This is a genomic window from Roseovarius sp. (genome assembly GCF_040223625.1).
GTDB lineage: Bacteria > Pseudomonadota > Alphaproteobacteria > Rhodobacterales > Rhodobacteraceae > Roseovarius.
This window is the reverse complement of sequence record NZ_JAVKFX010000065.1, coordinates 76656-99683: the sequence shown is the minus strand read 5'-3', so window position 1 is coordinate 99683 and position 23028 is coordinate 76656. Positions and strand designations below refer to the sequence as shown.

Annotated in this window: 15 protein-coding genes; 9 read left to right on the top strand and 6 right to left on the bottom strand. The window is 67.2% G+C overall.

Annotated elements, in window-relative coordinates:
• Positions 1-14 precede the first annotated feature (14 nt).
• Positions 15-1523 carry a class I adenylate-forming enzyme family protein gene (locus RLN94_RS18540; protein ID WP_350127152.1) on the top strand — a complete coding sequence of 503 codons (1509 nt, stop codon included), beginning with the start codon at positions 15-17 and terminating at the stop codon, positions 1521-1523.
• Entirely contained in the window at positions 1520-2293 is a 774-nt protein-coding gene (locus RLN94_RS18535) for an IclR family transcriptional regulator (RefSeq protein ID WP_350127155.1), read from the top strand. The genes RLN94_RS18540 and RLN94_RS18535 overlap by 4 nt, the downstream gene beginning before the upstream one ends.
• Positions 2294-2309: 16 nt before the next feature.
• On the opposite strand, the gene RLN94_RS18530 is transcribed toward RLN94_RS18535, so the two are convergent.
• From RLN94_RS18530 to RLN94_RS18510, 5 genes are all read right to left on the bottom strand, one after another.
• Positions 2310-4472, bottom strand: a complete 2163-nt coding sequence (locus RLN94_RS18530; protein WP_350169418.1) for a sensor histidine kinase — start codon at positions 4470-4472, stop codon at positions 2310-2312.
• Between the two features lie 47 nt (positions 4473-4519).
• On the bottom strand, positions 4520-4924 hold the full coding sequence (locus tag RLN94_RS18525) for a response regulator (RefSeq protein WP_350127160.1): 405 nt from the start codon (positions 4922-4924) through the stop codon (positions 4520-4522).
• 5 nt (positions 4925-4929) lie between these two features.
• On the bottom strand, positions 4930-8598 hold the full coding sequence (locus tag RLN94_RS18520) for a PAS domain S-box protein (RefSeq protein ID WP_350158906.1): 3669 nt from the start codon (positions 8596-8598) through the stop codon (positions 4930-4932).
• A 184-nt stretch (positions 8599-8782) separates the two neighbouring features.
• Positions 8783-9181, bottom strand: coding sequence for a response regulator (locus RLN94_RS18515; protein WP_350127166.1), 399 nt, complete (start codon positions 9179-9181; stop codon positions 8783-8785).
• Positions 9182-9236: 55 nt separating this feature from the next.
• Positions 9237-12362, bottom strand: coding sequence for a PAS domain S-box protein (locus tag RLN94_RS18510; RefSeq protein ID WP_350127169.1), 3126 nt, complete (start codon positions 12360-12362; stop codon positions 9237-9239).
• Between the two features lie 484 nt (positions 12363-12846).
• Here RLN94_RS18510 and RLN94_RS18505 point away from each other — a divergent pair, with 484 nt between their 5' ends.
• From RLN94_RS18505 to RLN94_RS18475, 7 genes are all read left to right on the top strand, one after another.
• Complete coding sequence (locus RLN94_RS18505) at positions 12847-13815, top strand: response regulator (protein WP_350127172.1); 969 nt, start codon at positions 12847-12849, stop codon at positions 13813-13815.
• Positions 13816-13929: 114 nt separating this feature from the next.
• Positions 13930-15921, top strand: a complete 1992-nt coding sequence (locus RLN94_RS18500) for a PAS domain-containing hybrid sensor histidine kinase/response regulator (protein WP_350127175.1) — start codon at positions 13930-13932, stop codon at positions 15919-15921.
• A gap of 131 nt (positions 15922-16052) precedes the next feature.
• On the top strand, positions 16053-17021 hold the full coding sequence (locus RLN94_RS18495) for a response regulator (RefSeq protein ID WP_350127178.1): 969 nt from the start codon (positions 16053-16055) through the stop codon (positions 17019-17021).
• A 12-nt stretch (positions 17022-17033) separates the two neighbouring features.
• Positions 17034-17399: an Hpt domain-containing protein gene (locus tag RLN94_RS18490; protein WP_350127181.1), complete on the top strand. Its 366-nt coding sequence runs from the start codon at positions 17034-17036 to the stop codon at positions 17397-17399.
• Positions 17400-17557: 158 nt separating this feature from the next.
• Entirely contained in the window at positions 17558-19750 is a 2193-nt protein-coding gene (locus RLN94_RS18485; protein WP_350127184.1) for a caspase family protein, read from the top strand.
• A 13-nt stretch (positions 19751-19763) separates the two neighbouring features.
• Positions 19764-20819, top strand: a complete 1056-nt coding sequence (locus RLN94_RS18480) for a S1 family serine peptidase (protein WP_350127187.1) — start codon at positions 19764-19766, stop codon at positions 20817-20819.
• A 21-nt stretch (positions 20820-20840) separates the two neighbouring features.
• A complete protein-coding gene (locus tag RLN94_RS18475; protein ID WP_350127190.1) occupies positions 20841-21788 on the top strand; it encodes a rhodanese-like domain-containing protein in 948 nt (315 codons plus the stop codon).
• Positions 21789-21922: 134 nt separating this feature from the next.
• Here RLN94_RS18475 and gap read toward each other — a convergent pair whose 3' ends face one another.
• On the bottom strand, positions 21923-22960 hold the full coding sequence (gene gap, locus RLN94_RS18470; protein WP_350127193.1) for a type I glyceraldehyde-3-phosphate dehydrogenase: 1038 nt from the start codon (positions 22958-22960) through the stop codon (positions 21923-21925).
• Between the last annotated feature and the right edge of the window lie 68 nt (positions 22961-23028).

The window sequence follows — 23028 nt, the reverse complement described above, 5'->3', positions numbered from 1 at the left end:
CGATGACGGGCCGGGTGCATGATCTCCTCCTCGCCGCCGCCCGCGCCCGGCCCGACGCGCTGGCCATCCTCGAGAACGGCACGCGCCGGGTCACCTGGGCCGACCTCTCGGAACACGCCGCCTGTGCCGCCGATCACCTGCACGACGCCGGCGCCGGCGCCGGCGACCGCATCCTGCTGATCTCCGAGAACTCGGTCGAGGCCACCGCCTTCCTCTTCGCCGCCAGCCTGATCGACGCCAGCGCCGTCCTCGCCAACGCCCGCCTCACCGGGCCGGAAATCGCCCGCATCACCGACCATTGCGAACCGCGCGTCACCATCCTCACCACCGCCGCCTCAGACGACGCCGCCCGTCACGCCGCCACCCTCGGCGCGCGCGACATCACCGGCAGCTTCGGCCGCGCCGCCCTGCTCTCCCACCCCGGCGCCACGCCCGGCGACCCGGCCCACCAGACCGCCATGCTGCTCTACACCTCCGGCACCACCGGCACGCCCAAGGCGGCGATGATGACCCACGCCAACATGATCGCCGCCGGCAACGCCGCCGCCCATCAGCGCGACATGACCGCCGATGACGTGGTCTATCTCGTCCTGCCCACCAGCCATATCTTCGGCGCCGTCGTCCTGATGGCCTTGGCGTCGCGCCAATGCGCCTGCCGGCTCGAAACCCGCTTCTCGGCCGAACGCCTCTACGACGCGGTGCAACAGGATGTCACCGTCCTGCCCGCCGTGCCGCAGATGCACGCCCACCTGTTCCACTACGCCGAAACCAACGACCTCCCCCGCCCCTCCGGCCACCGCCTCCGATATGTCTCCTCGGGCGGCGCCCCGCTCGACCCGGCCTGGAAGCGCAAGGCCGAGGCGTTCTACGGCGCCGCCATGCAGAACGGCTATGGCCTGACCGAAACCGCCGCCGGCATCTCTGCCACGAAGAACGCCATCGGCGATCCCGACATCAGCGTCGGCCGGCCGATGCTGAACTGCACGATCCGCCTCGACATGACCGCCCCCGGCGCCACGCCCGACGAGGGGATCGGCGAGATCCTCGCCGGCGGCCCGCAGATCACCAGCGGCTATTTCCGCGCCCCCGACCTTACCGCGCAGGCCTTCACCGAAGACGGGCTCTTCCGCACCGGCGACCTCGGCCGCTTCGACGCCGAGGGCCGCCTCCACATCTCCGGCCGCAGCAAGGAACTGATCATCCGCTCCGGCTTCAACGTCTACCCGCCCGAGATCGAGGCCACCCTCACCGACCACCCCGACGTGGTCATGGCCGCCGTCATCGGCCGCGCGATCGAGGGCAACGAGGAAGTCCTCGCCTTCGTCGCCATCCGCGAGCACAGCACGCTGACCGAGCCCGAGCTGACAGCCTTCGCCGAAACCCGCCTCGCCCCCTACAAGCGTCCCTCCCGCATCATCGTGGCCCACGACCTGCCCGCCGCCGCCACCGGCAAGATCCTCAAATCCAAGCTGATCGACAGCTTCGCGGCCGCCCTCGCCACCCCGCCGGAGGCCAGCCAATGACCGACCCCTCCGACCGCCGCTTCGCCACCACGCTGGCCCGCGGCCTCAGCATCCTGCGCGCCTTCCGCCCGACCGACGCGGGCCTCGGCAACCAGGACATCTCCGAACGCACCGGCATCCCCCGCCCCACCGTCTCGCGCCTGACCTTCACGCTCTGCGCGCTCGGCTACCTCACCCATGGCCGCAAGCACGACAAGTACCGCCTCGGCCCCGCCGCCCTGGCCCTCGGCAATATCGCCGCGGCGTCCTTCTCCTTCGTCGAAACCGCCGGGCCCGAGATGCAGAGACTGGCCAACGACACCGGCACGCTCATCGGCATCGCCATCCATGACAGCGGGCGGATGCTGCTGACCAAGACGTGGCGGCCCGTCGGCTCGGCCTCGATCTGGCTGGAAGTGGGCTATCGCCTGCCGATGCTGACCTCCTCGACAGGGCGGGCCTATCTCAGCGCGGTCACCGATACCGAGTTCGACCAGCTCGCCGCCCTCCTCGCCGAGCAGGGCGAGACGTCCCCCGACGCCCTCCGCCCCTTCCGGCAGGAAGCCATCGAAGACGTGCAGGGATCGGGCTTCGCCCACGTCCCCCGGGGCCGGCATTATTCCAGCAACATCAACAGCATCGCGGTCCCCTACCGCCCGCATGAATTCGGCAGCCCGGTGGTGTTCTTCAGCGGCTCGACCTATGACGACGTGACGACCGACGTGTTCCGCACCACCATCGGCCCGGCCCTGGCCCGGGCGGTGGCCGACCTGCGCGAGCGTGCCCTCTGACCACTCCGCCCGCGGTTCAGCCGCGCGAGAAGGGCAGCTTTACTGTGATCGTCGTGCCCTTGCAGGGCGCGGTCTCGGTCTCGATCCGACCGTTCATCAAATCCACCAGCCGCGCCACCACGGCCAGCCCGATGCCGGTGCCGCCATGCCGCCGCGTGCGGCTCTCGTCGGCCTGCGTGAAGGGCTGGAAGACCCGCTCCAGCTCCTCCTCGGTCATCCCCGCTCCGGTATCCTCGACGCTCAGCTCGAGCACGCCGTCGCGGCCCAGCGTCATCGTCACCGTCACCCGGCCCTTCTCGGTGAACTTGATCGCGTTGCCGTTCAGGTGCTGGCCGATCTGCACGATCCGCTTCGGGTCGCCGGTCAGAACCGTGCCGCCGCCCGCCGAGATATACAGCTCGAAATCGAGCCCCTTCGCCTCGGCCTTCTCGGCGAACTGCGCATCCAGCCGTTCCGCCAGTTCGTCGGGCGTGAACGGCTCGCGCGCAAGCGTCACCGCGTCGCCTTCCAGCTTGGCCATGTCCAGCATGTCGTCGAGGATGCCCACCAGCCCCTCGCCCGACTCCCGCAGCACCGCAAGGTGCCGCCGCTGTTCGTCGTTCAGGTCGGTATGCCCCAGAAGCTCGGCCATCCCCAGCACCCCGTTCAGCGGCGTGCGGATCTCGTGGCTCATGTTCGACAGGAACTGCGTCTTGGCCGCGTTCGCCGCCTCGGCCCGGTCGCGCGCCTGCCGCAGGAAATCGGCCGCCGCCTCCTGCGCGGTCACGTCGCTGACGCTGCAGACCACCTGACGGCCTTCCGGCCCCATCACCGGAACCGCATTGACCGAAATCACCCGCCGCTCGCCATCCGGGCGGACCAGCGCAAAGCGCATGTCGATGACCTTCTCGCCGGTCCGCAGCACCACCGCCGCCGGCAGGTCCTCGCGGGCCAGCGGCGTGCCCTCGACCGTGGTGACCAGCCAGTCGTCATCCCCGACATTCCGCGTGGTGATCTCCGACACCGGCCGCCCGGTGATCAGCTCGGCCTCCGGGTTGGCATAGACGATGCCGCCGCGCTCATTGACAAGGAAGATGCCGATCGCGCTGTTCTCCATCAGCGATTGCAGCCGGTCCCGCTCTGCCTCCAGCCGCCGCGACAGGTCAAGCAGCTCGGTCGTGTCACGCAGGCTCAGAACCCAGCCCATCGTCACCCGGCCGATATGCAGCGGGCGGAAGATCGGCACCAGCCGCGTGTCATAGGCGCGGCCCTGATACCGGATGATGCGCGGCTCGGGCGGGGTCTCCCGCGGCAGGTTCTCCTGCACGAAGCCCCAGAAGGGCTCCAGACCGCGCAGCGACGCCCCCTCGCGGGTCAGCTCCTGCCCCAGCAGGTCCCGCGCCGGCCGGTTCGCGCCCCAGACCATGCCATCGGTGTCCAGCACCACGATCCCGTCAGAGTTCGACAGGAACAGCACCTCCTTGCCGATACTGTCGAGGTTCAGCACCCGGCTGACGATCAGCAGCCAGACGAACAGCGTGACCACCGCGGCAAACAGGAACGGCGTCGGATCGAAGCCGAAGATCGTGATGTCATAGAGCAGGTAGCCGAGGTTCCCCGCCACCGGCACCACCGTCACGATCAGCAGCGCGCGGAAGAACGGCCGGTACATCTTCTTGGCCCGGACCGAGGCATAGGCCAGAAGCCCCACCGCCGCGGCAAGGAAGACGTACAGCACCAGCGCGGTCACGTAGAACAGCGGCCCGTGATCGAAACTCGCCGCCAGCCGCCCGTTGACCTCCTGCAGGGTCGTGCCCTCCCCGTAGAACGCCCCGTGCCACGGGTTCGTCGCGGTGATCGCCATCACCCCCACCAACACCACCAGGATCAGCGCCTTGACCCGCGGATCGCGGTCGCTGCGCATCAGGAAGGCGTAGTTGTAGAGGAAGAAGAACCACGTCACCGGCACCGTGGCGATGGCGGGCCAGGCGGCGATGGCCCAGAACATCTTCCGCTCCAGCGTCGCCGCCTGGATTTCCATCCCCGCGCTGACCAGCCACCAGAACATCGCCGCACAGGTCAGCATCATGAACGGCTTGCCGTTGAAGAAGGTCCGCCCGCCAAGGAAGAGGATGCAGAATATCATCAACGCCGCATTGATCGCGACGATTAGCGTTGGCGCGTGCGCAAGGTCGAACAATTTTCGGCGGCCTTCCGGTGGAAATTACCTGCTGACGAAATCCGGGGTCATTGCAATGCGAGGCTCCGGCTAACCCATTTGATCAGGCCCGATGCGTCGATCGGCTTGGGCATGTACAGGCTCGCCTCGGCCAGATGCAAGCTGCCTTCCCTCACGTGATCCAATTCCGCCGTGGTCAGGATCATCGGCGCCTCCCGGTTGGGGCTCGCGCCGGTGCGCAGACAACGGATGATCCGGTCGCCCTTGATCGGGTCCATGTTGCGGTCGAAGATCAGCAGGTCGAACCGCTGCGACAGCGCCGAGACCAGCGCCTGCCGGCCGTCCGACACCATGGTGAACTCGACCCGAAGCACCGCGCTCAGCACGTCCGAGATGATGCTCTGCGCGATCTCGTCATCGTCGGCCAGCAGAACCTTCGCCGCGCTCTCGCCCGACTTTGCGGGTTTGGACATGTCGTTCATGGCTCCTCCGCCGGAATGAAGGCATCGAGAAGCTGAAGCAGCTCCCGCTGCCGGAACGGTTTGGACAGGTAGCTGTCGAAGCCGCCGACGATGTAATCGGCGATCTGCTGCGGCATGGCGTTGGCGGTCGCGGCCACCGCCGGCGCCGGCGGCAGCCCGGCCTCCCGCTCGAGTCGGCGGATCTCCTCGAGACAGGTCAGCCCGTCCATCTCGGGCATCGAGATGTCGATCATCAGCACGTCAAACGGCGCCCCGTCACGGGCCTCCTGCGCCGCCTGCCACATCTCGACCGCCTCGCGCCCGTCCTTCGCCTCCTCGATCTCGACCCCGGTGCTGCCCAGCATGGTGCTGATCACCAGCCGGTTGGTCGAGCTGTCATCGGCCACCAGCGCCCGGCACCCCGGGAAGGTGTCCCGCAGCGGCCGCTCGTCCGGCGCCGCCGCCTCGCCCGGCGCGGCGGCCACCGGCAGCGCCGCCTCGGGCAGCGGCAGCACCACGCGGAAGGTCGTCCCCTCGCCCGGCGTACTGGTCACCCCGATCTCGCCGCCCATCAGCCGGGTCATGTCGCGCACCACCGCAAGGCCCAGCCCGGTGCCGCCATAGCGCGCCGAGATATCCGCCCCGGCCTGCCGGAACGCCTGGAAGATATTGCCAAGCTGCTCCTCGGTCATGCCGATCCCGGAATCGGTGACCTCGAAGACCAGCGGCTTGTTCTTCCGCGCCGACAGCTTCAGCGTCACCTCGCCGTCGGCGGTGAATTTCATCGCGTTGTTCAGCAGGTTGTGCAGCACCTGCTTGAGCCGGTGCTCGTCGCCGCTCCGGCCCTCGCCCGCGCCGGGGCTGACCAGCAGGCGAAAGCCCACGCCCTTGCTCTCGGCCAGCGTGCTGTAGATCTCGGCCACTTCCTCGACCATCTCCAGCGGGCTGAACGGCGCCGCCACGATCTCCAGCTCGCCCGCCTCGATCTTCGACATGTCGAGGATGTTGTTCAGGATCCGCAGCAACAACTCGCCCGAGTTGCGGATCGTGTCGATCATCTTGTGCTGCCGCTCGGTCTCCAGCGTCGGCGCCAGCAGGTCGGCAATCCCCAGAACCCCGTTCAGCGGCGTCCGGATCTCGTGGCTCATGTTGGCCAGGAACATGCTCTTCGCGTCGCTCGCCGCCAGCGCCTTGAGCCGCTCGTTGTAAAGCTCGGTCACGTCCGAGCCGACCCCGCGATAGCCGTTGAACTCGCCCGTGATCAGGTCATAGAACGGCGCGGCCGAAAGCCGGATCCAGATTTGCGAGCCGTCCGTCTTGCGCGATGACAGGATATGGTTGGCAAACCCTTCCCGCGCCTCCAGCGCTGCCCGCACCGTCTTCCACGTGGCCACGTCCGACTCGGCCGGCTTCCCACCAGGCAGCAGCGCCGAAAGGTCGCGCCCGTCCAGTTCCGCCGGGTCCTGCCCGGTGATCGTCTGGAACGTGTCCGACAGGAAGCTGTGGTTCAGCTCGGCATCCAGTTCGAAGAACCAGTCGCTCGAAATCGCCGCCACGTCATAGAACCGCCGCACGGCGGTGTCGCGCTCCTGCAGGGCCCGGGTCAGGTCCTCGTTCGACCGGCGCAGCGCCTCTTCCGACGCCTTGCGCGCGGAAATGTCGATCAGCACGCCCGAGATGCGCAGCGTGCGCCCCTCGGCATCGCGCGAGGTGATCCGCCCGCGCATCTCGACCCAGGTATACTGGCCGCCGGCGTGTTTCATCCGGAACTCGCGGCGCACGTGGTGGCGCTGGCCGTTCAGCAGCATCTCGAAATGCTTCAGCACCTCGTCGCGCTGATCCGGGGCCACCATTTCGAAGTGCGCCATGACCGACGCGCCGGACACCTCTTCCCGGTCGTGGCCCAGGATCGCGGCGTAACGGTCGTTGGTGATCACCTGGTCAAGGCCGCGCCGCCATTCCCACGTGCCCACCTGGGCGCCCTCGATGATCTCGGCCAGCCGCTCCTCGGCCCGCTTCAGCTCGGTGATGTCGATCCGCATCCCGACGCGGCCGCCATCGGGCGTGGGCTGTTCCAGAACCCGGATGCAGCGGCCGTTGGCCATGGTTTGCTCGAAATGCTCGCTTGCGGTGGCGTGGCGCGACAGCCGCTCGGCGATCCAGGCCTCCTCGCGGCCGATGGCCTCGGTGTATTCCCCGCGTTCGACCCCCAGCCGCAAAAGCTCCTCGAACCGCACGCCCGGTACCATCGCCTCGGCCGAGCGCGGATAGAATTCGCGGTACTTGTCGTTGCAGATCACCAGCCGGTCATCCCGGTCGTAATAGGCAAACGCATCGGGCAGCGCCGACAGCGCATTCTCCAGCAGCCCGCGCGCCTGCTCGGCATCCCGCTCTGCGGTCTTCATCGCGGTGATCTCGGTCGCCACGTGCACCAGAATGCCGTCGGCCCCCTCGTCGTCGATCTCGGCGCTGATGTTCAGATCGACCCAGTATTCCTCACCGCTGCGGGTCTCGTTGAGGATCTCGCCCCGGAACGTCCGGCCCGCCTTGATCGCCTCGCCGATCTGCCGCCCGGTCTCGGGATCGGTATTCGCGCTCCGGGTGAACTCCAGCAGGGACCGGCCGATCATCTCGTCGACCGCATAGCCCGATTTCTCGACGAACGCCCGGTTCGCCCAGAGCACTGTGCCCGTCCGGTCGGTGATGACGACGTGGTTCGTCATCAGCTCGGCCACCTTGCTCAACCGCTCCAGCCGGTTGCGCGCCTGGGCATCGTGCGTCACGTCCCGGATCACGGCGACGAAGCGGAAATCCGGCTCGCCCGGCCGGCCGCTGCCGGCCACGGTCGCCTCATGCACCTGCGTTTCGCCCCCGACGACCCGGTCGAACCGGCGGGACTTGGAAACCCCCGCCTGTTCGGCCTCGTCCATGCAGGTATCGAGAATCTTCGCGATATACCCCGGCAGCACGTCCGCCGGCGTCTTGCCCGCGCGCCGCTCCATCGGCACGATCATCATGTTCGAGGGGCCGGCGGAAATGCCGGTATAGCGCCGCTCGGCATCCAGCTCGAAGAACAGCTCCGGCAAGGTGCGGAAAAGGGCCTTGAACCGGTTCGTCGTCAGGCGCAGCTCTTCCTCGGCGCGGTCGCGGGCCTCTTCCAGCTCGATCCGCCGGATCGTCGCCCACATGATGTCCGCCACCGCCTTCAAAAGGTCGATCGTCGGCTCCGAGAATGGCGTGGCGATGCGCGTGTTGTCGAACCCGATAAACCCGCCAAGCTCGCCCGAATGCATGAACGGCACCACCAGCAGCGCCTTGATGCCCTGGCTTCTCAGGAAATCGGGCAGATCGCCCTCGGCCTGCCAGTTCACGATATCCGGTATGTGGATATGCCGGCCTTCGATCAGGTCGGGCATCCACGGATCGGCCATCGACAGCGGCAGGTTCTGGTTCATCTCGATCGTCGGATCCGTGCCCTCGGCCACCCATTCATGGGTGTTCGACATCTCCAAATCGGCGTTCAGCCGGAAGATATAGCACCGGTCCGCACCGGCAATCGCACCGACCCGTTCGATTCCCTGGTCGAGCAGCGCATCCAGATCATCCGGCGTCGCCCGCACGAGATCCGCAAGGAGTCTCGTGAGGAATGCCTGATCTTTGACTGCGCGCGAATGGGTCATGTCCATTCGTAACTCTCCGGAAACCTCTGGGGTGCGACCCAACATACAAATACGGCATCTTTAAGGATGCTCTTGGTTTTAAATCAGATTTGCGCCCTTCCCGGCCGCAGTCTGCACTCCTGTTAGCATGGACCACGTCGATCCGTCGAGCCGTGTACTGCCTTTGCGTAAAGACCGTCGCAGGAAGGACTCACCCCGCCGTGCCGGCCCCGGTTTCCGCCCAGATCGCCCGCAGGTCGTCGGCCAGCGTCATCGGGTCGAACGGCTTGGGCAGCACGCGCACCGCGCCCAGCCCCATCAGCCGCTCCACCTCCTTGCCATGCACCTTCGCCGTCAGGAAGACGGCCGGCGCCGCCTCCAGCCCGTCCAGCGATTTCAGCGCCGACATCGTCATCGGGCCATCCATGTCGGGCATCATCACGTCCAGCAGCAAAAGCTGCGGCGCAAACTCCCGCGCGGCCGCGACCGCCTCTTCCCCCGATGCGAAACCGCGCGCGGAAAGCCCCCCGACGATTGACAGGGCCACGTCGATCAGGTCGCGGATCGCCGGGTCGTCGTCAACGAACAGGACCTTCTCAAGCTCGCTCATGTCACTTCCTCTGATTTGCCGTCCGGCCAGGTCCAGTATGGTACACATTTGCGTATCAGGCATGTTCAAAAGCTCCCGTTACGTCAATTCCCGTTTCGCATAGCGGAAATTCCACCCAAAACCGCGCACCTTCGCCCTCGTGAGAGACGAAGCCAACTCTTCCACCCATCTGGCTAGCCAGTTCCTTCGATATAGCGAGACCGAGCCCGGACCCGCCGCTCTTGCGGGTGTCCGACGCATCGGTTTGCGAAAACTTCTTGAAGATCGCCCCGTGAAACTTCTCGGGGATCCCCTGCCCGCGGTCCGACACGACAACCCGCACCGCGCCGCGCGCCTTCTCGACCGTGATGGTCACCGTCTGGCCCTCGGCCGAGAACTTGACCGCGTTCGATATGTAATTGCTCAGGATCTGCCCGGCGCGCAACTGGTCCACCGCCACCTCCAGCTCCGGGAGCTTGCCCTCGATCGCCAGTTGCACCCCGAACCGGTCGGCATAGCCGTGGTTGACCTCGACCGACTGCCGCACCAGCACGTCCAGCCGGCAGGGCGCGATATCCAGCGTCAGCTTGCCCGCCGTCAGCCGCTCGAGGTCGAGGATCTCGTCGATCAGCCCCGACAGCCGGTCGCTGTTGGCCATCGCCGCGCCGACGATCTTCTCGCCCTTCTCGTCCAGCGTGCCCAGCACGCCCCCCCGGATCAGCGACAGCGTCCCCTTGATCGAGGTCAGCGGCGTGCGCAGCTCATGGCTGACCGTGGCGATGAACTCGGCCTGCATCCGGGCCACACGCCGGCGTTCGGTGATGTCCCGGATGATCGCGATGAACACCGTCTCGCCCCGGGTCTCCACCTCCGACACCGCCAGCGCCACCGGGAAGGCCTCGCCGTTCCGGCGTAGCGCCTCCATCTCGCGCACCTGCCCCAGAAGCTCCGGCCCTCGCTCCGACAGGTACTCGGCCATGAACCCGTTTTCCGACCCGCCCGCCTCGGAGGGGAACAGCGTCTTGACGTCCCGCCCGATCACGTCCTCCGCCGGATAGCCGAACATGCTCTCCGACGCCCGGTTGAACGACTGGATCGCGCCCTTGCGGTCCAGCGTGATGATGCTGTCGGCCACGTTGTCCAGCACCGCGGCGTTGCGCTTGGCGGCGTTGCGCAGCGCCTCCGCCGCCCGCCGGTCCTCTGTCACGTCGAGGTTCACCCCGGTCATCCGCACACCCCGGCCCTGTTCGTCGCGCGTCACCCGCGCGACCGAGCGAAGCACCCGTGCGCCCTTCTCCGGGTTGTAGATCCGGAACTCCGACTCGAACGGCGTCGCGTCATCGGCCAGCGCCGCCTCGACCTCCTTGGCCACCCGCGCCCGGTCTTCGGGGTTAAGCAGGTCGGGCCATGCGGCGATCGTCTCGTTGAACGACCGCGGCGACAACCCGTAAAGCCGGAAATTCCCGTCGCTCCACTCGACCTTCCCGCTGACCGGGTCATAGGTCCAGATGCCGATCTGCGCCACTTCGGTCGCCAGTTGCACCCGCTCCAGCGAATCCTGCAGCATCTGCGATGTCTTCCGCCGCTGGGTGATGTCGCTCATGATCGCGATGAAGCCGGCATGATGCCCGCCGCTGTCCCACAGCGGGTTGCAGCGCACCTCGGCCCAGAACGGCTGCTGCGACATGCCGTAGATCACGACCTCCACGTCGAACCCTTCGATCCGGTTCAGCGCCTCGCGCATGTCGCCGACCACGTCCTTGTCCGACTCCGGGCCGAGGAACACCCGCCCGGGCATCTTCCCGACCACCCCGTCAAGCGTATAGCCCGTCAATTCGGTGAACGCCTCGTTCACCCACTCGATCCGCGCGTCGGTGTCCATGATCATCACCGAGTTTGTCGTCTGCCGGGCCACCTGCGACATCCGGTCCAGCGCGCGGGTCCGGTCCTGCACGCGCTCCTCCAGCGTCTTCTGAACCGCCTTCTGCGACCGGAAACTCTCGCTCAGCCGGCTCGACATGTCCCGCAGCGAGGCCGAAAGCGTCTCGTACTCGGCGATGTTGCTCGTGGGAAAGATCACGTCGGCATTCTGCCCCGAGGTGATCGACCCGGTCAGCCCCTCGCTCAGCCGGGCCAGCCGCCCGATCGGCGCCCCCAGCCATTCGCTCAGCACCTTCGACACGATCATCGCCACCCCGATGGCGATGGCCAGCACCATCATGTTCCAGCGCCCGGCGGCCTCCATCTGCGCCACCAGCGCCTTCGCCGACACCTCCACCAGAAGCTCGCGGCCCGCGGGGTCCCCCTCGAGCGGCTGGCGCAACAGGTAACGGCTCTCGCGCGAACGGGTCATGGCGGGCATGTCGCCCGCCGGCTTCCAAAGCATCAGCGTGTCGTCGTACCGGGTGATCTCGCCCGTCCCCGTCAGGCTGCTGACCGTTCCGATCAGGACCTCGCTGGCCCCGTCCGGCCCCGTCAGGGCCAGCCCGATCTCCGGCCGGCGCGGCTGGTCATGGGCCATGTTGGCCATGAACAGGCCGATATCGCGCTCAAAGGCCGCCTCGAGCCCCGTCAGGCTTTGCCCCTCGGCCAGCTCCTGCCGGGTCCAGCTTGCCAGAAGCGAGACCAGCGCGTCCACGTGCTCCACCGCCTGCCGGTACTCGCGCCGGCTTTCCATCACGGTCATCCCGGCGGCCGAGACGCTCGCCACCAGCACCAGCACGTAGAACACCAGCGAATGGAACGATGCCCGCGTGCCCGCCCGGAACCCCTGCGGCAGCCAGCGGCGCAGGGCGATCAGCAACAGCCCCGCCACCACCGCGTTGAACACCCCGTTCGTCGTCTGCTTGAGCGCGATCAGCCCGGCCGACACGCTGTCCATCTCCATCGCGCCACCGTAGAAGACCAGCGCAAGCGGACATCCCGCGAAGATCCAGAACAGCGCATCCGCCATGGCAAGGTTGGTCACCCGGCGCGACAGGACATACACCGCCGCCGCCTCCGCCGTGAAGATGATCAACGCGTAGGGGTGGCCCCAGGCATAGACCGTGTAACACGACCCCATCAGCGCCACGACGCACCCGCCGGCCAGCCCGAACAGCCGCACGGCGATCAGCGCGAAGATCGACCCGAAGACGAACGAGACCGGGCTGAACAGCGTCAGCGCCGCCGCGTTGCCGGCATAGGCCAGTGCCGACAGCATCAACAGCCCCGAGACTCGCTCGATTACACTTGGACCGGACGTCACGCGGAATACTCCGAGCAGTTACAGAATGCGGCGTTACCAGTGAGTTTGGCAACGGGGCTCTTTGGCATGCTCCGCTCCCGACTTCCAGACCTGTCCGTCCGGGCCCGCATCTCGGCACCACAGATGTTGCGCAGATAAAACATTCACAATCGACAATGTCCCGGAAACGGAGTCACACGCAAATGAGGATTATTAAGAAAGCCTTAACACTTTTTAATTGTGCATTCAGGCCACAGTCGCCGCCGCCTCCGAGGGGGGAGGCGGGGCGCCCGCCGTCACCCGCAGCGGCAAAAAACCGCACCCTCGAAGGTCGCGCCTGTTTCCTGCCGCAATTCAGCCAGAATAAACAAACAGAATACTAAAATCTGCCACACCCTAACCGAATTTTCGGTCCAGTTTTCGTCAAAAAACAACCAAAGGTTAATGAACGAGGGCCCCGGTGCTACGTGTACTAAGTATTGAAGATGACCTCATCATGCAGGACATGATCGCTGCCACGCTTGAAACCAAGGGCGGGTACTGGGTCGACTTCGCCGATACCGGCGCGCAGGGGCTCACCATGCTGACCGGGGGGCTGCGCAAGTTCGACTGCCTGCTCATCGACGTCAACCTCCCCGACATGACCGGCATCGAGTTCACCGAAAGGGCCCGCGCCCTGCGCGGCTATGACGAGACCCCGATGATCGTGGTGACCAAGAGCGACGACGAGGCGACCATCGTCGATGCCTTCTGCGCCGGGGCCACCGATTTCCTCGCCAAGCCGTTCATCCCGTCCGAACTGATCGCCCGGCTCAACGTGGCGCATCCCCAGATGCGCACGAAATCCGCCAACCTGCCCGCCCCCCGGCGCCAGACCCTGCCGGCCCTGCCCGGCGTCGTAGGCCAGTCCTATCGCAGCAGCGAGGTCTTCCTCAACTTCCTCCACAGCCTCGACCCCGGCCAGGTCCGCAAGACCACTTTTCTGGCCGTCGACCATCTCGCCGCCCGTGACATGGCGGCCTCGGGAGCAGAGCCGGAGGGTGTCCTGCCCGCGATCATCGGCGCCCTGTCCCGCGTCTTCGACCGGCGGCTCGTGATCTGCACCTCGATGACCGACCACCAGGTCGTGGCGGCGCTGTCGGCCCGGCCCTCGGAAACGCCGCTGGTGCTGACGCACCGGCTGGTCGAACAGATCCAGGCCAGCCACCGCAACGCCGGCGGCTGGACCCCCGGCCTGGTCGTCGGCAACCCCATCACCCCGTCCATGTTCTTCGCCGACGAACCGCTCCGCCTTCTCGAACGCGCCCTCCATAGCGTCGAACGCCGGCGCCGCGACCTGGAAGCCGGCAACAGGGCCGACAACATCCTGCGCCTCCCCGGGCGCTACCGGAGACAAAGACGCATCAACGCGGCCGACGACTTCGCCTGATCCCTACCGCTGTTGCCATGACGATTGCAGCTGGTAAAAAATATGGTATCGAGTATGTTCAATGACGTTACGTCAAAGAAATTAACCGCGTTACGCGGAAACAGGCATAAGACGGTGGACAGCAGGCTGAAGGGCGAGCAGACCGGCACCGGCGAAGGTGTCATGGCGCAGAAGGCGCTGTCGGGAACCGGTGCGCTCGGTCCGGCGGCCCTCGTCGCCACCCATACCTCCGATGTCGCCCTCACCTCCGACCATACCGGCCGCATCATCTGGGCCAACGCCGCCTTCGAGCGGCTGACCGGCTACGAGCCCGAGGAATATATCGGCCAGAGACCCGGCGACCTGCTGCAGGGCCCCGAAACCGACCCCGCCACCGTGCGCCTCATCAGCCGGAAACTCGCCAGCCACGAACCCGTCGACGTGGAAATCCTCAACTACGCCAAATCCGGCGCCCCCTACTGGCTGACCATGCGCATCAACCCGGTCTTCGACGCCACCGGGCGGCTCACCAACTTCATCTCGATCCAGCAGGACATCACCCGCCACAAGCAGACCGAGGTCGAACTTCAGCGCAGCCGCGACCAGCTTCGCATGGCGCTCGACTACGGCGCCCTGCCCTTCTGGGACCTCGAACTCAACACCGGCCATTGCGAGTTCTCCGAGAATTTCGCCTCCATGCTGGGCAGCACGCCCGGCCGCGACGGCCAGTTCGATTTCGAATGGCTCCTGCAACACGCCCACCCCTCGGAACGGCGCTGGCTGCACCGCGCCATGCTCCGCCACTACGGCGGCGAGGATCTCGACATCACCTGCCGCTTCCGCCAGGACGCCGGCACCTGGATGTGGCTGCGCCTGCGCGGCCGCATCGTGCTGGACGAAACCGGCTTCCCGGTCCGCAGCCTCGGCGTGGTCAGCGACATCACCAAGATCCAGTCCGAGCGCGTCCAGGCCGAGGAGCGCGACCGCCGAAAATCCGAGGCACTGGCCCACACCACCCACGAAATCCGCAACCTTCTCAACGGCATATCCGGCACCACACAGGTCCTGCTCTGGTCCGACCTGTCCGACGAGCACGCCAGCCTCGCCAACCGCATCCGCAAGAACTGCGAGATCCTGCACGAGCTGGTCAACCACACGCTCGACCTCTCCCGCATCGAGGCCGGGCTGCTCACCCTGCATGCCGAACCCTTCGCCATCGCCTCCCTCGTCGACGAGGTGCGCGACACCCTGATCGACCAGGCCGAGAACAAGGGCCTGCGCCTCGTCACCCGGGTCGACCCCTCGGTGCCCCGCCGCGTCATGGGCGACCGCGGCCGCATCCGGCAGGTGCTGATCAACCTCACCGGCAACGCGGTCAAGTTCTCGTCCGAGGGCGAGGTCTGCGTCTGCGCGGGCACCACCCCCGACGGCGACGTCACCTTCAACGTCTGCGACGACGGCCCCGGCATCCCGCTGGCCGACCAGCCGCACCTCTTCGAACGATTCCGCCAGGTCGATGACGGCCGCAGCGGCGAGCGCGAGGGCTCGGGCCTGGGCCTGGCCATCTGCGCCGAGCTGGTGCGCCTGATGGGCGGTTCCATCTCGATCCAAAGCGCGCCCGGCGCCGGCGCCACCTTCCGCATCGAGCTCCCCCTCGACCGCGTCGATGCCGAGGATGCCGCCGAAACCACCGCCGATACCGACCACCCCGAGGAAATCCTCCAGCTCGCCATGGGCGACGCCCGCATCCTGCTGGCCGAGGACGACGAGATCTCCCGCGGGGTCATCACCGAGATGCTGGGCCTCATGGGCATCACCAACCTGCGCGCCGTCGACAGCGGCGACGTCGCCGTCGGCGCCGCGGGCCAGGAACGCTACGACCTGATGATCTTCGACCAGAACCTGCTGGGCATGAACGGCGCCACCGCCGTCCACACCATTCGCGACGGCACCGGCCCCAACCGCCGCACCCCCGCGCTGCTGATGTCCGGCAACGTGGGCGACCTGCCCGACCGACTGCCGGAAAACGTCTCTGTCCTGTCCAAACCCTTGGAATGGCAGAAACTTATCCGCCTGGTCAGCGAACTGGTCACAGAGGCGGCACCGGCACAGGAACGGCGCGCCTGACAGGCGAATATTTGCCGGTTTGCGCAACCCTTGCGGTGCACGCCACGAAAACGCCCAAATTGCGCCCTCAATATGAGCGAGAGATTTTTAAGTACTTAAGGGATTGCCCCTGCTTACGAAATGGAACCACCATGATGAGAATTCTTGCCGTAGACGATGATCCCGTATTCCGCGAGATCCTCGAGTCCTACATGGACAGGCTGGGCTATCCCGACGTCGTCTACGCGACGTCCGGGCCCGAGGCACTGAAATTCATTCAGGCAGCACCGCAGCCGTTCGACTGCTTCCTCTGCGACATCGAGATGCCCGGCATGAACGGCATCGAGCTGGTCCGCAACATCCGCTCCACCGAAAGCGGCAAGCGCGCGCCGGTGGTGATGATCACTTCCATGGGTGACCGCGACAGCGTCGACGGCGCATTCCAGGCCGGTGCCATCGACTACCTGTCGAAACCGCTCGACATCAACCAGCTCCGCGGCCGCCTCAGCGCCGTCGAACGGATCGTCCGCGAAAGCCGCCGCTTCGAGTCGATGAAGGCCATGCTCCGCGACCACGACGCCATCGAGCAGGGGATGCGCGATTTCGACGAGCCCGTTGCGCTCAACGATGTCGACGGCGTCATGCATTACGTCGCGGTCAAGAACTACCTCGAAACCGTCGGCCGCCTGCGGATGATGAACCACGCCGCCATGTGCATCCACATCCGCAACGCCGAGAAGCTCTTCGGCCTTATGACCCGCACCGCCTTCATGGACATGCTGGGCGACGTGGCCGAAACCGCCCATGGCGAGCTGCAGACCATGCACCACATGTTCGCCTACGCGGGCTCGGGCGATTTCGTCGTCCTTCTGCCCCGTCTCGCGGCCATCGACCCGGGCGAGCTGGAAGCGCTCATCAACATCGCGCTCGAGCAGTTCTACGATCAGCTCGACGAGCCCGACGTGATGCGCCCGGTCGTCACCGTCGGCCCGGTCGTGCGCCCGGCGCTGCTGCAGCTCGGCGACCCGGCCAGCATGCTCGAGAAAGCCCGGTCGCTGGCACAGTTCCCCCTGCCGCACAAGACCCAGGCCAAATCCATCCTTCAAACCGCAAGAGCATAAACGGGAGCAGACATGACACAGGCACAGATGGAAGATCTCGATCAGATCATGGCGCAGAGGCTCGCCAAGACGCGTGATCTCTTCCTGAAGGTTCTGGCCGAGCGCGATCGCGAGATCGTCGAGGCCCGCCGCAAGGTCGAACAGGAGGAAGCCCCGATCGACACCGGCATGGCCGAGATCCGCTCGGTCTACCACCGCATCGCCGGATCCGCCGGCTCGCTGGGCTTCGCCGATTTCGGCGACCTGGCCTCGACCTTCGAGGCGACGATCGACAGCCTGCGCGAAGCCCGCCGCACCGATCCCACCGGCTGGGCCGCCGTGGTCCGCGATTCCGAGATCTTCCGGGCGCGCATCGCCCAGCTTCTGCAGAAGCGCTGATCACCGGCGTTTCACGCAGTTTTGAGTAAATGACAGCGATTCCGGCCCGCGCAGCGCGCGGGTCAGGGCATTTTTTGCTATGAGATTTTACATAACCCGGCGTAAGCTGACCCCCGGTTAATTCGTACGCATCGCGACTCCCGGGGAGGATGGCCTGCATGATGCGCGGCCTGCTGGTGTTTTTGATCTATGGCATTTTCCTTGCCGCGCCCCTTGTCGCGGCGGCGGAGACACGCGCCCTGCTGATCGGCGTCTCCGACTACGACGATGCCGCCGGCGTGGCCGACCTCAAGGGCCCCGCCAACGATGTCCGCCTCCTCGGCACCACCCTCGAAAACCGCGGCATTTCCGATATCACCGTGCTCGCCGACGGGATCGACGGCGCCCCGCGCCCCACCCGCGCCGCCATCCTCGACGCCTTCGCCGATCTCGCCGCCACGGCGCAGGACGGCGATTTCATCTATATCCACCTCTCCGGCCACGGCACCCGCCAGCCCGATCGCAACGGTGACGAGGCCGACGGGCTCGACGAGGTGTTCCTGCCCGCCGACACCGCCCGCGCCGAACCCGGCGCCGGGGCCATCCCCAACGCCATCACCGATGACGAGATCGGCGAAGCCCTCCACGCCATCCGCATGACCGGCGCCGATGTCTGGTTCGTGCTCGACAGTTGCCACTCCGGCTCCGGCACCCGCGCCGCCACCCCCGGCACCGTCGCCCGCTTCGTCGACCCCGCCGCGCTCGGCGTTTCCGTCACCCCCGCGCACCAGGTCGAAGACGCCACCGACACCGCCCCCACCGGGCCCGAACCGCCCGGCGGCCTCCTGGCCTTCTACGCCGCGCAATCCACCGAACTCGCGCGCGAGGTCAACTTCGCCGAGGCCGAGGGCGGCGACGACTGGTACGGCTTCTTCACCTCCACCCTCGCCGCCCGGCTTCAGGACGACGCCGCACTCTCCTTCCGCCAGCTCTTCCAGGCCGTGCTCTCCGACATGAACGCCGCCCACGTGCCCGGCGTCGCCAAGCTCCAGACGCCACTCTGGGAGGGCGACCTGATCGACGCCGCCGTCTTTGGCGGGCGCGACACGGCGGGCGTACGCCGCTTCGCCGTCACCGATGACAGCATCGCCGCCGGCATGGTCCACGGGCTGGCCGAGGGCACGCTGCTGGGGCTGGTGGCCGACGCGGCGGACGCGCCCGACGCCCTGATCGGCTTCGCCCAGGTGGAAGACCCCGACGCGGCCGAGGCCTTCCTCCGCCCCGTCGCCGCCGATTGCACCCCGCGCGCCGACACGCTCTGCGACATCGCCGGCACCCTGCCGCCCGAGGCCCGCTTCGCCCAGGTCATCGCCCACCCGGTCGACCTCACCATCGCGCTGGCCCACCCCCGTGACCTCGCCACCGGCGCCGCCCTGCCCGACGACCACCCGCTCGTCACCGCCCTCACCGACGCCATCGCCGCCACGGCCGACGGCACCGGCCCCGCCGTCACCCTGTCGGCCGCCGAGGCCGATATCGACGTGCTCCACAGTGACGGCGCCCTCTGGTTCGGCCTGCCCGCGCAAGCCGGCGACAGCCCCGCCGGCCTCACCTGGCAACCCACCATTGGCCCCGACCTGCCCGTCATCCTCGCCCGCATCGCCCGCGCCGAAACCCTGGCCCGGATGCTGGAAAACCTCTCCGCCTCCGGCTCGCTCCTCAACCCCAGCCCGATCGACGTCGAAACCCAACTCCAGCCCGTCCCGATCGAGGCGCTCGCCGACCTTGGAAGCGACACCTCCCCCCGCCGCGAATGCCGCGCCGCCTACCGCGCCGCCAGCAGCACCGCGCCCGTCCCCCTCGACCATGGCGCCCGGCTCAAGCAATGCGACGGTCTCGCCTTCAGCGCCCAGGGCGCCACCGGCGGCACCTTCGACGTCAACCGCGTGCATGTCGACGCCCAGTTCTGCGTCCATGCCGAACACGAACGGATCACCGGCAACGCCAACGCGCTGCCCCTCGGCCCGGCCATGACCATCTGCTCCGACTGCCCCGGCGGCTATTCCGCCGGGACCGAGCGGCTGTTCGTCGTCGTCACCGAGGCCCGCGACAACACCGAAGCACTCAATCTCGAAGGCCTGGTCGAAACCTGCCTGGACGGCCCCACCAGGGGCACCGCAGGCGACCCGCGCGCCTTTCTCGACGACCTGGCCCGGCGCAGTGACACGCGCGGTGCCTTTGGCGGACTCGGCTCCGCCGGCATCTGGGTCGAGGCATGGACATGGCAGGTCCTGCCCCGCCGCGAAGCGTTCCTGCGCGCCGGCCGGTCGGTCGAGCCAACGAATTACCAGGGGAAGAAACAGGACTTTTAACGGGAGAAGACAAATGAAATTTCTGACCTCAAGCGCCACGGCCCTGTCCGTGTTCTGCATGCTTGCGCAGCCCGCGCCGGCGCAGGATTCGAGCTTTGCCAAGGTCGCCGTACCCGCCCAGGGCACCGGCACCTCGGTCGCCAATTACGTGGTGAAGGAGCGCGCCAAGGCCGAGAACCTCACCGGCGAGACCGCCTCGCGCATCTATGGCGGCCGCGCCGCCCAGGATGGCGCCTGGCCGCACCAGGTGTCGCTGCACCTGACCGAACGGCTCGACGGCACCACCGAGGGGCTTTACGGCTCGCAATTCTGCGGCGGCTCGATCATAGCCCGCCAATGGGTGCTCACCGCCGCCCACTGCATCGCCGATGACGAGGGCCGCGCGGTTCAGCCGGGCGAGGTGGCCATCAAGTCCGGCGCCGCCGATCTGGGCGAAGGCGACCTGCGCGCCGTCGCCCAGGTGATCGTCCACGAGGATTACGATCCCCGCACCGGCGACGCCGATATCGGCCTGATCCAGCTGGCCGAGCCGATCAGCGACAGCTCCGGCCCGGTCGCCGCCATCCCGGTGCAGACCGGCTCGACCCAGCTTCCCGAAGGCCCGGCGGTCGTCATCGGCTGGGGCATGATGGAAGAGGCGAAGTTCCCCGTCGACCTGATGGAAACCGATATCGACATCGTCTCCAACGCCACCTGCAACAAGGGCATGGCCGAGGTATCCCAGCGTGATCTGGGCGCCTTCCTCCTCGCCATCGGCACCGAGAACCGGATCCCGATGACCAGCCTCGAGGAGGCCTACTCGATCATCCTCAACAACTGGGGCGACGCGCTGACCGACAACATGATCTGCGCCGGCGTGCCCAGCGGCAAGCGCACGTCCTGCAATGGCGACAGCGGCGGCCCGCTGATGATCAAGGAAGCCGACGGCGACTGGCTTCAGGTCGGCATCGTCAGCTGGGGCCGCAAACCCCTCGGCTCGGCCGAGCCCTGCGGTCACGAGAACCTCTATTCGGTCTACACCCGCGTGTCGAACTACTTCGACTGGATCGCAGGCCACGTGCGCGGCTGATCCGCGGGAAGGAGAGAACGTATGACCTTGATTGCACGCACCGCGACAGGCGCGGCGCTGGCGGCGCTCCTCAGCGTCCCGGCGCTCGCCGATGACGGCTTCGGCGGCAGCTTCGACGACGGCCAGCCTGCCGTCGAAGCCACGTCCGACGCAAAGCAACCCGAGCCGGACACCGGCTCGGACACCGGCACTGACACCGGGGCGCAAGCCGCCTCGGAACCGGCCACCGATGACGGCTTCGGCGGCAGTTTCGGACCGGAAACCGAACCCACGGCCGACAGCGGCACCACCACCGGCGACACCGGCACGGCCGATACCGGCACGACGGCGGAAACCGCGCCCGAGGATGGCAGCTTCGATCCCGACTTCGCGATCACCGGCTCCGGCACAGGCACCGGTGACAGCACCGAAACCGCCATGCCGGAAACCCAGCCCGAGCCACAACCCGAGGCTCAGCCCGAAACCGACCAGGGCGGGCAGGCCCAGGCCCAGGCGATCACGGTCGATCCCCAGATCCTCTCCTTCGAAAGCCGTGACTACGGCGTGCCGCCCTCGGGCAACCTGCGCAATGGCGGCATGCACGCGCCGACCCCCACCGCGGTGCCCGGCGCCTCGGTCGTCTCGACGGAAGGCCTCGCCAACGCCATGGCCAGCGGGCTCGAGATGATCATCATCGACGTGCTGGGCGGCGAATACGCCCTGCCCGGCGCCTACATGATCCCGGAAATGTCGTCCCCCGGTTCCTACGAGGACCGGATTCAACAGCAGACCGGGCAGTTCCTCGGGCAGGTGACCGGCCAGCTCGCCGACTACCCGATCATCCTCTACTGCTCCGATCCGCAATGCTGGCTCAGCTACAACGCCACCCTGCGGGTCGTCGCGGCCGGCTATACGAACGTCTACTGGTATCGCGGCGGCATCACGGCGTGGCAGATGGCGGGCTTCCCGGTCTATCCGTCCGGCTACTGAGCACTACCACGAAACCGCCCGCGCAGCCGACATGGCGGCGCGGGCGCCCTCCGGCCTCGCCGAGATTGCACCGACGCAATACCGACAAAATACCGACGTTATACCGACGTTGAAAATCCGGTGTCCGAGGCCCTTCAACCCGCCAGCCTCTGCTCGCCCACCGGCAGCCCCAGCCGCTTGCCGATCCACGCCCCGGTATCCAGCATCCGGTTCGAGAACCCCCACTCGTTGTCATACCACGACAGCACCCGAACCATGCCGCCCTCCGTCACCCGAGTCTGACCGGGACAGAAGACCGAGGAATGGGAATCGTGGTTGAAATCGCTCGACACCAGCGGCGCATCGTTAACCGCAAGGATACCCTCTAACGGCCCTTGTCCTGCTGCCTTTCGGATCGCCTCGTTGACCTGCTCCGCGGTGGCCCTGCGCCTTGGCATGAAGGTCAGATCGACCACCGAGACATTCGGCGTCGGCACCCGGATCGCCGCCCCGTCCAGCCGCCCTGCAAGGTGCGGAAGCACCAGCCCCACGGCCCTTGCCGCCCCGGTCGAGGTCGGGATCATCGACAGCGCCGCCCCCCGCGCCCGGTACAGATCCTTGTGCGCCGCATCCAGCACCGGCTGGTCGCCGGTATAGCTGTGCACCGTGGTCATGTAGCCCGTCTCGATCCCGAACGCGTCGTCCAGCACCTTGGCCACCGGCGCCAGGCAATTCGTCGTGCAGGACGCGTTGGAGATGACCGTGTCCCCGGCGCTCAGGCTCTGGTGATTGACCCCGTAAACGATGGTCTTGTCCGCGCCCTCCGCCGGTGCCGAAACCAGCACCCGGCCCGACCCGTTCTGCAGATGCCGCGCCGCCTTGTCGCGCGCGGTAAAGACCCCGGTGCACTCCAGCGCCACGTCCACGTCCGACCATGGCAGGTCTTCCGGCGCCCGTTCCGCCGTCACGCGGATGCGCCGCCCGCCGACGATCAGCTCGCCCCCCTCGACCGAGACCTCCTCGGCCAACCGGCCGTGCACACTGTCATATTTCAGAAGATGCGCGCTGGTCTCGACCGGGGCGAGGTCGTTAATCGCGACGATCTCGATATCGTCCCGCCCCGATTCCACCCATGCCCGCAGGACGCAGCGGCCGATCCGGCCGAACCCGTTGATGGCAAGCTTGGCAGTCATGATGAAGGCTCCCTTTAACTGTTTTCGCGACTCATGATAGCGCTAACATATTCTGCGCGGCCTGGCCA

Bases quoted from the DNA above. Each gene is read 5' to 3' on its own strand.
- RLN94_RS18495 (WP_350127178.1), top strand. From the start codon at position 16,053: ATGATGAGAATTCTTGCCGTAGACGATGATCCCGTATTCCGCGAGATC.
- RLN94_RS18490 (WP_350127181.1), top strand. From the start codon at position 17,034: ATGACACAGGCACAGATGGAAGATCTCGATCAGATCATGGCGCAGAGG.
- gap (WP_350127193.1), bottom strand. From the start codon at position 22,960: ATGACTGCCAAGCTTGCCATCAACGGGTTCGGCCGGATCGGCCGCTGC.
- RLN94_RS18535 (WP_350127155.1), top strand. From the start codon at position 1,520: ATGACCGACCCCTCCGACCGCCGCTTCGCCACCACGCTGGCCCGCGGC.
- RLN94_RS18515 (WP_350127166.1), bottom strand. From the start codon at position 9,181: ATGAGCGAGCTTGAGAAGGTCCTGTTCGTTGACGACGACCCGGCGATC.
- RLN94_RS18475 (WP_350127190.1), top strand. From the start codon at position 20,841: ATGACCTTGATTGCACGCACCGCGACAGGCGCGGCGCTGGCGGCGCTC.
- RLN94_RS18480 (WP_350127187.1), top strand. From the start codon at position 19,764: ATGAAATTTCTGACCTCAAGCGCCACGGCCCTGTCCGTGTTCTGCATG.
- RLN94_RS18525 (WP_350127160.1), bottom strand. From the start codon at position 4,924: ATGTCCAAACCCGCAAAGTCGGGCGAGAGCGCGGCGAAGGTTCTGCTG.
- RLN94_RS18520 (WP_350158906.1), bottom strand. From the start codon at position 8,598: ATGGACATGACCCATTCGCGCGCAGTCAAAGATCAGGCATTCCTCACG.
- RLN94_RS18485 (WP_350127184.1), top strand. From the start codon at position 17,558: ATGATGCGCGGCCTGCTGGTGTTTTTGATCTATGGCATTTTCCTTGCC.
- RLN94_RS18510 (WP_350127169.1), bottom strand. From the start codon at position 12,362: ATGCTGTCGGCACTGGCCTATGCCGGCAACGCGGCGGCGCTGACGCTG.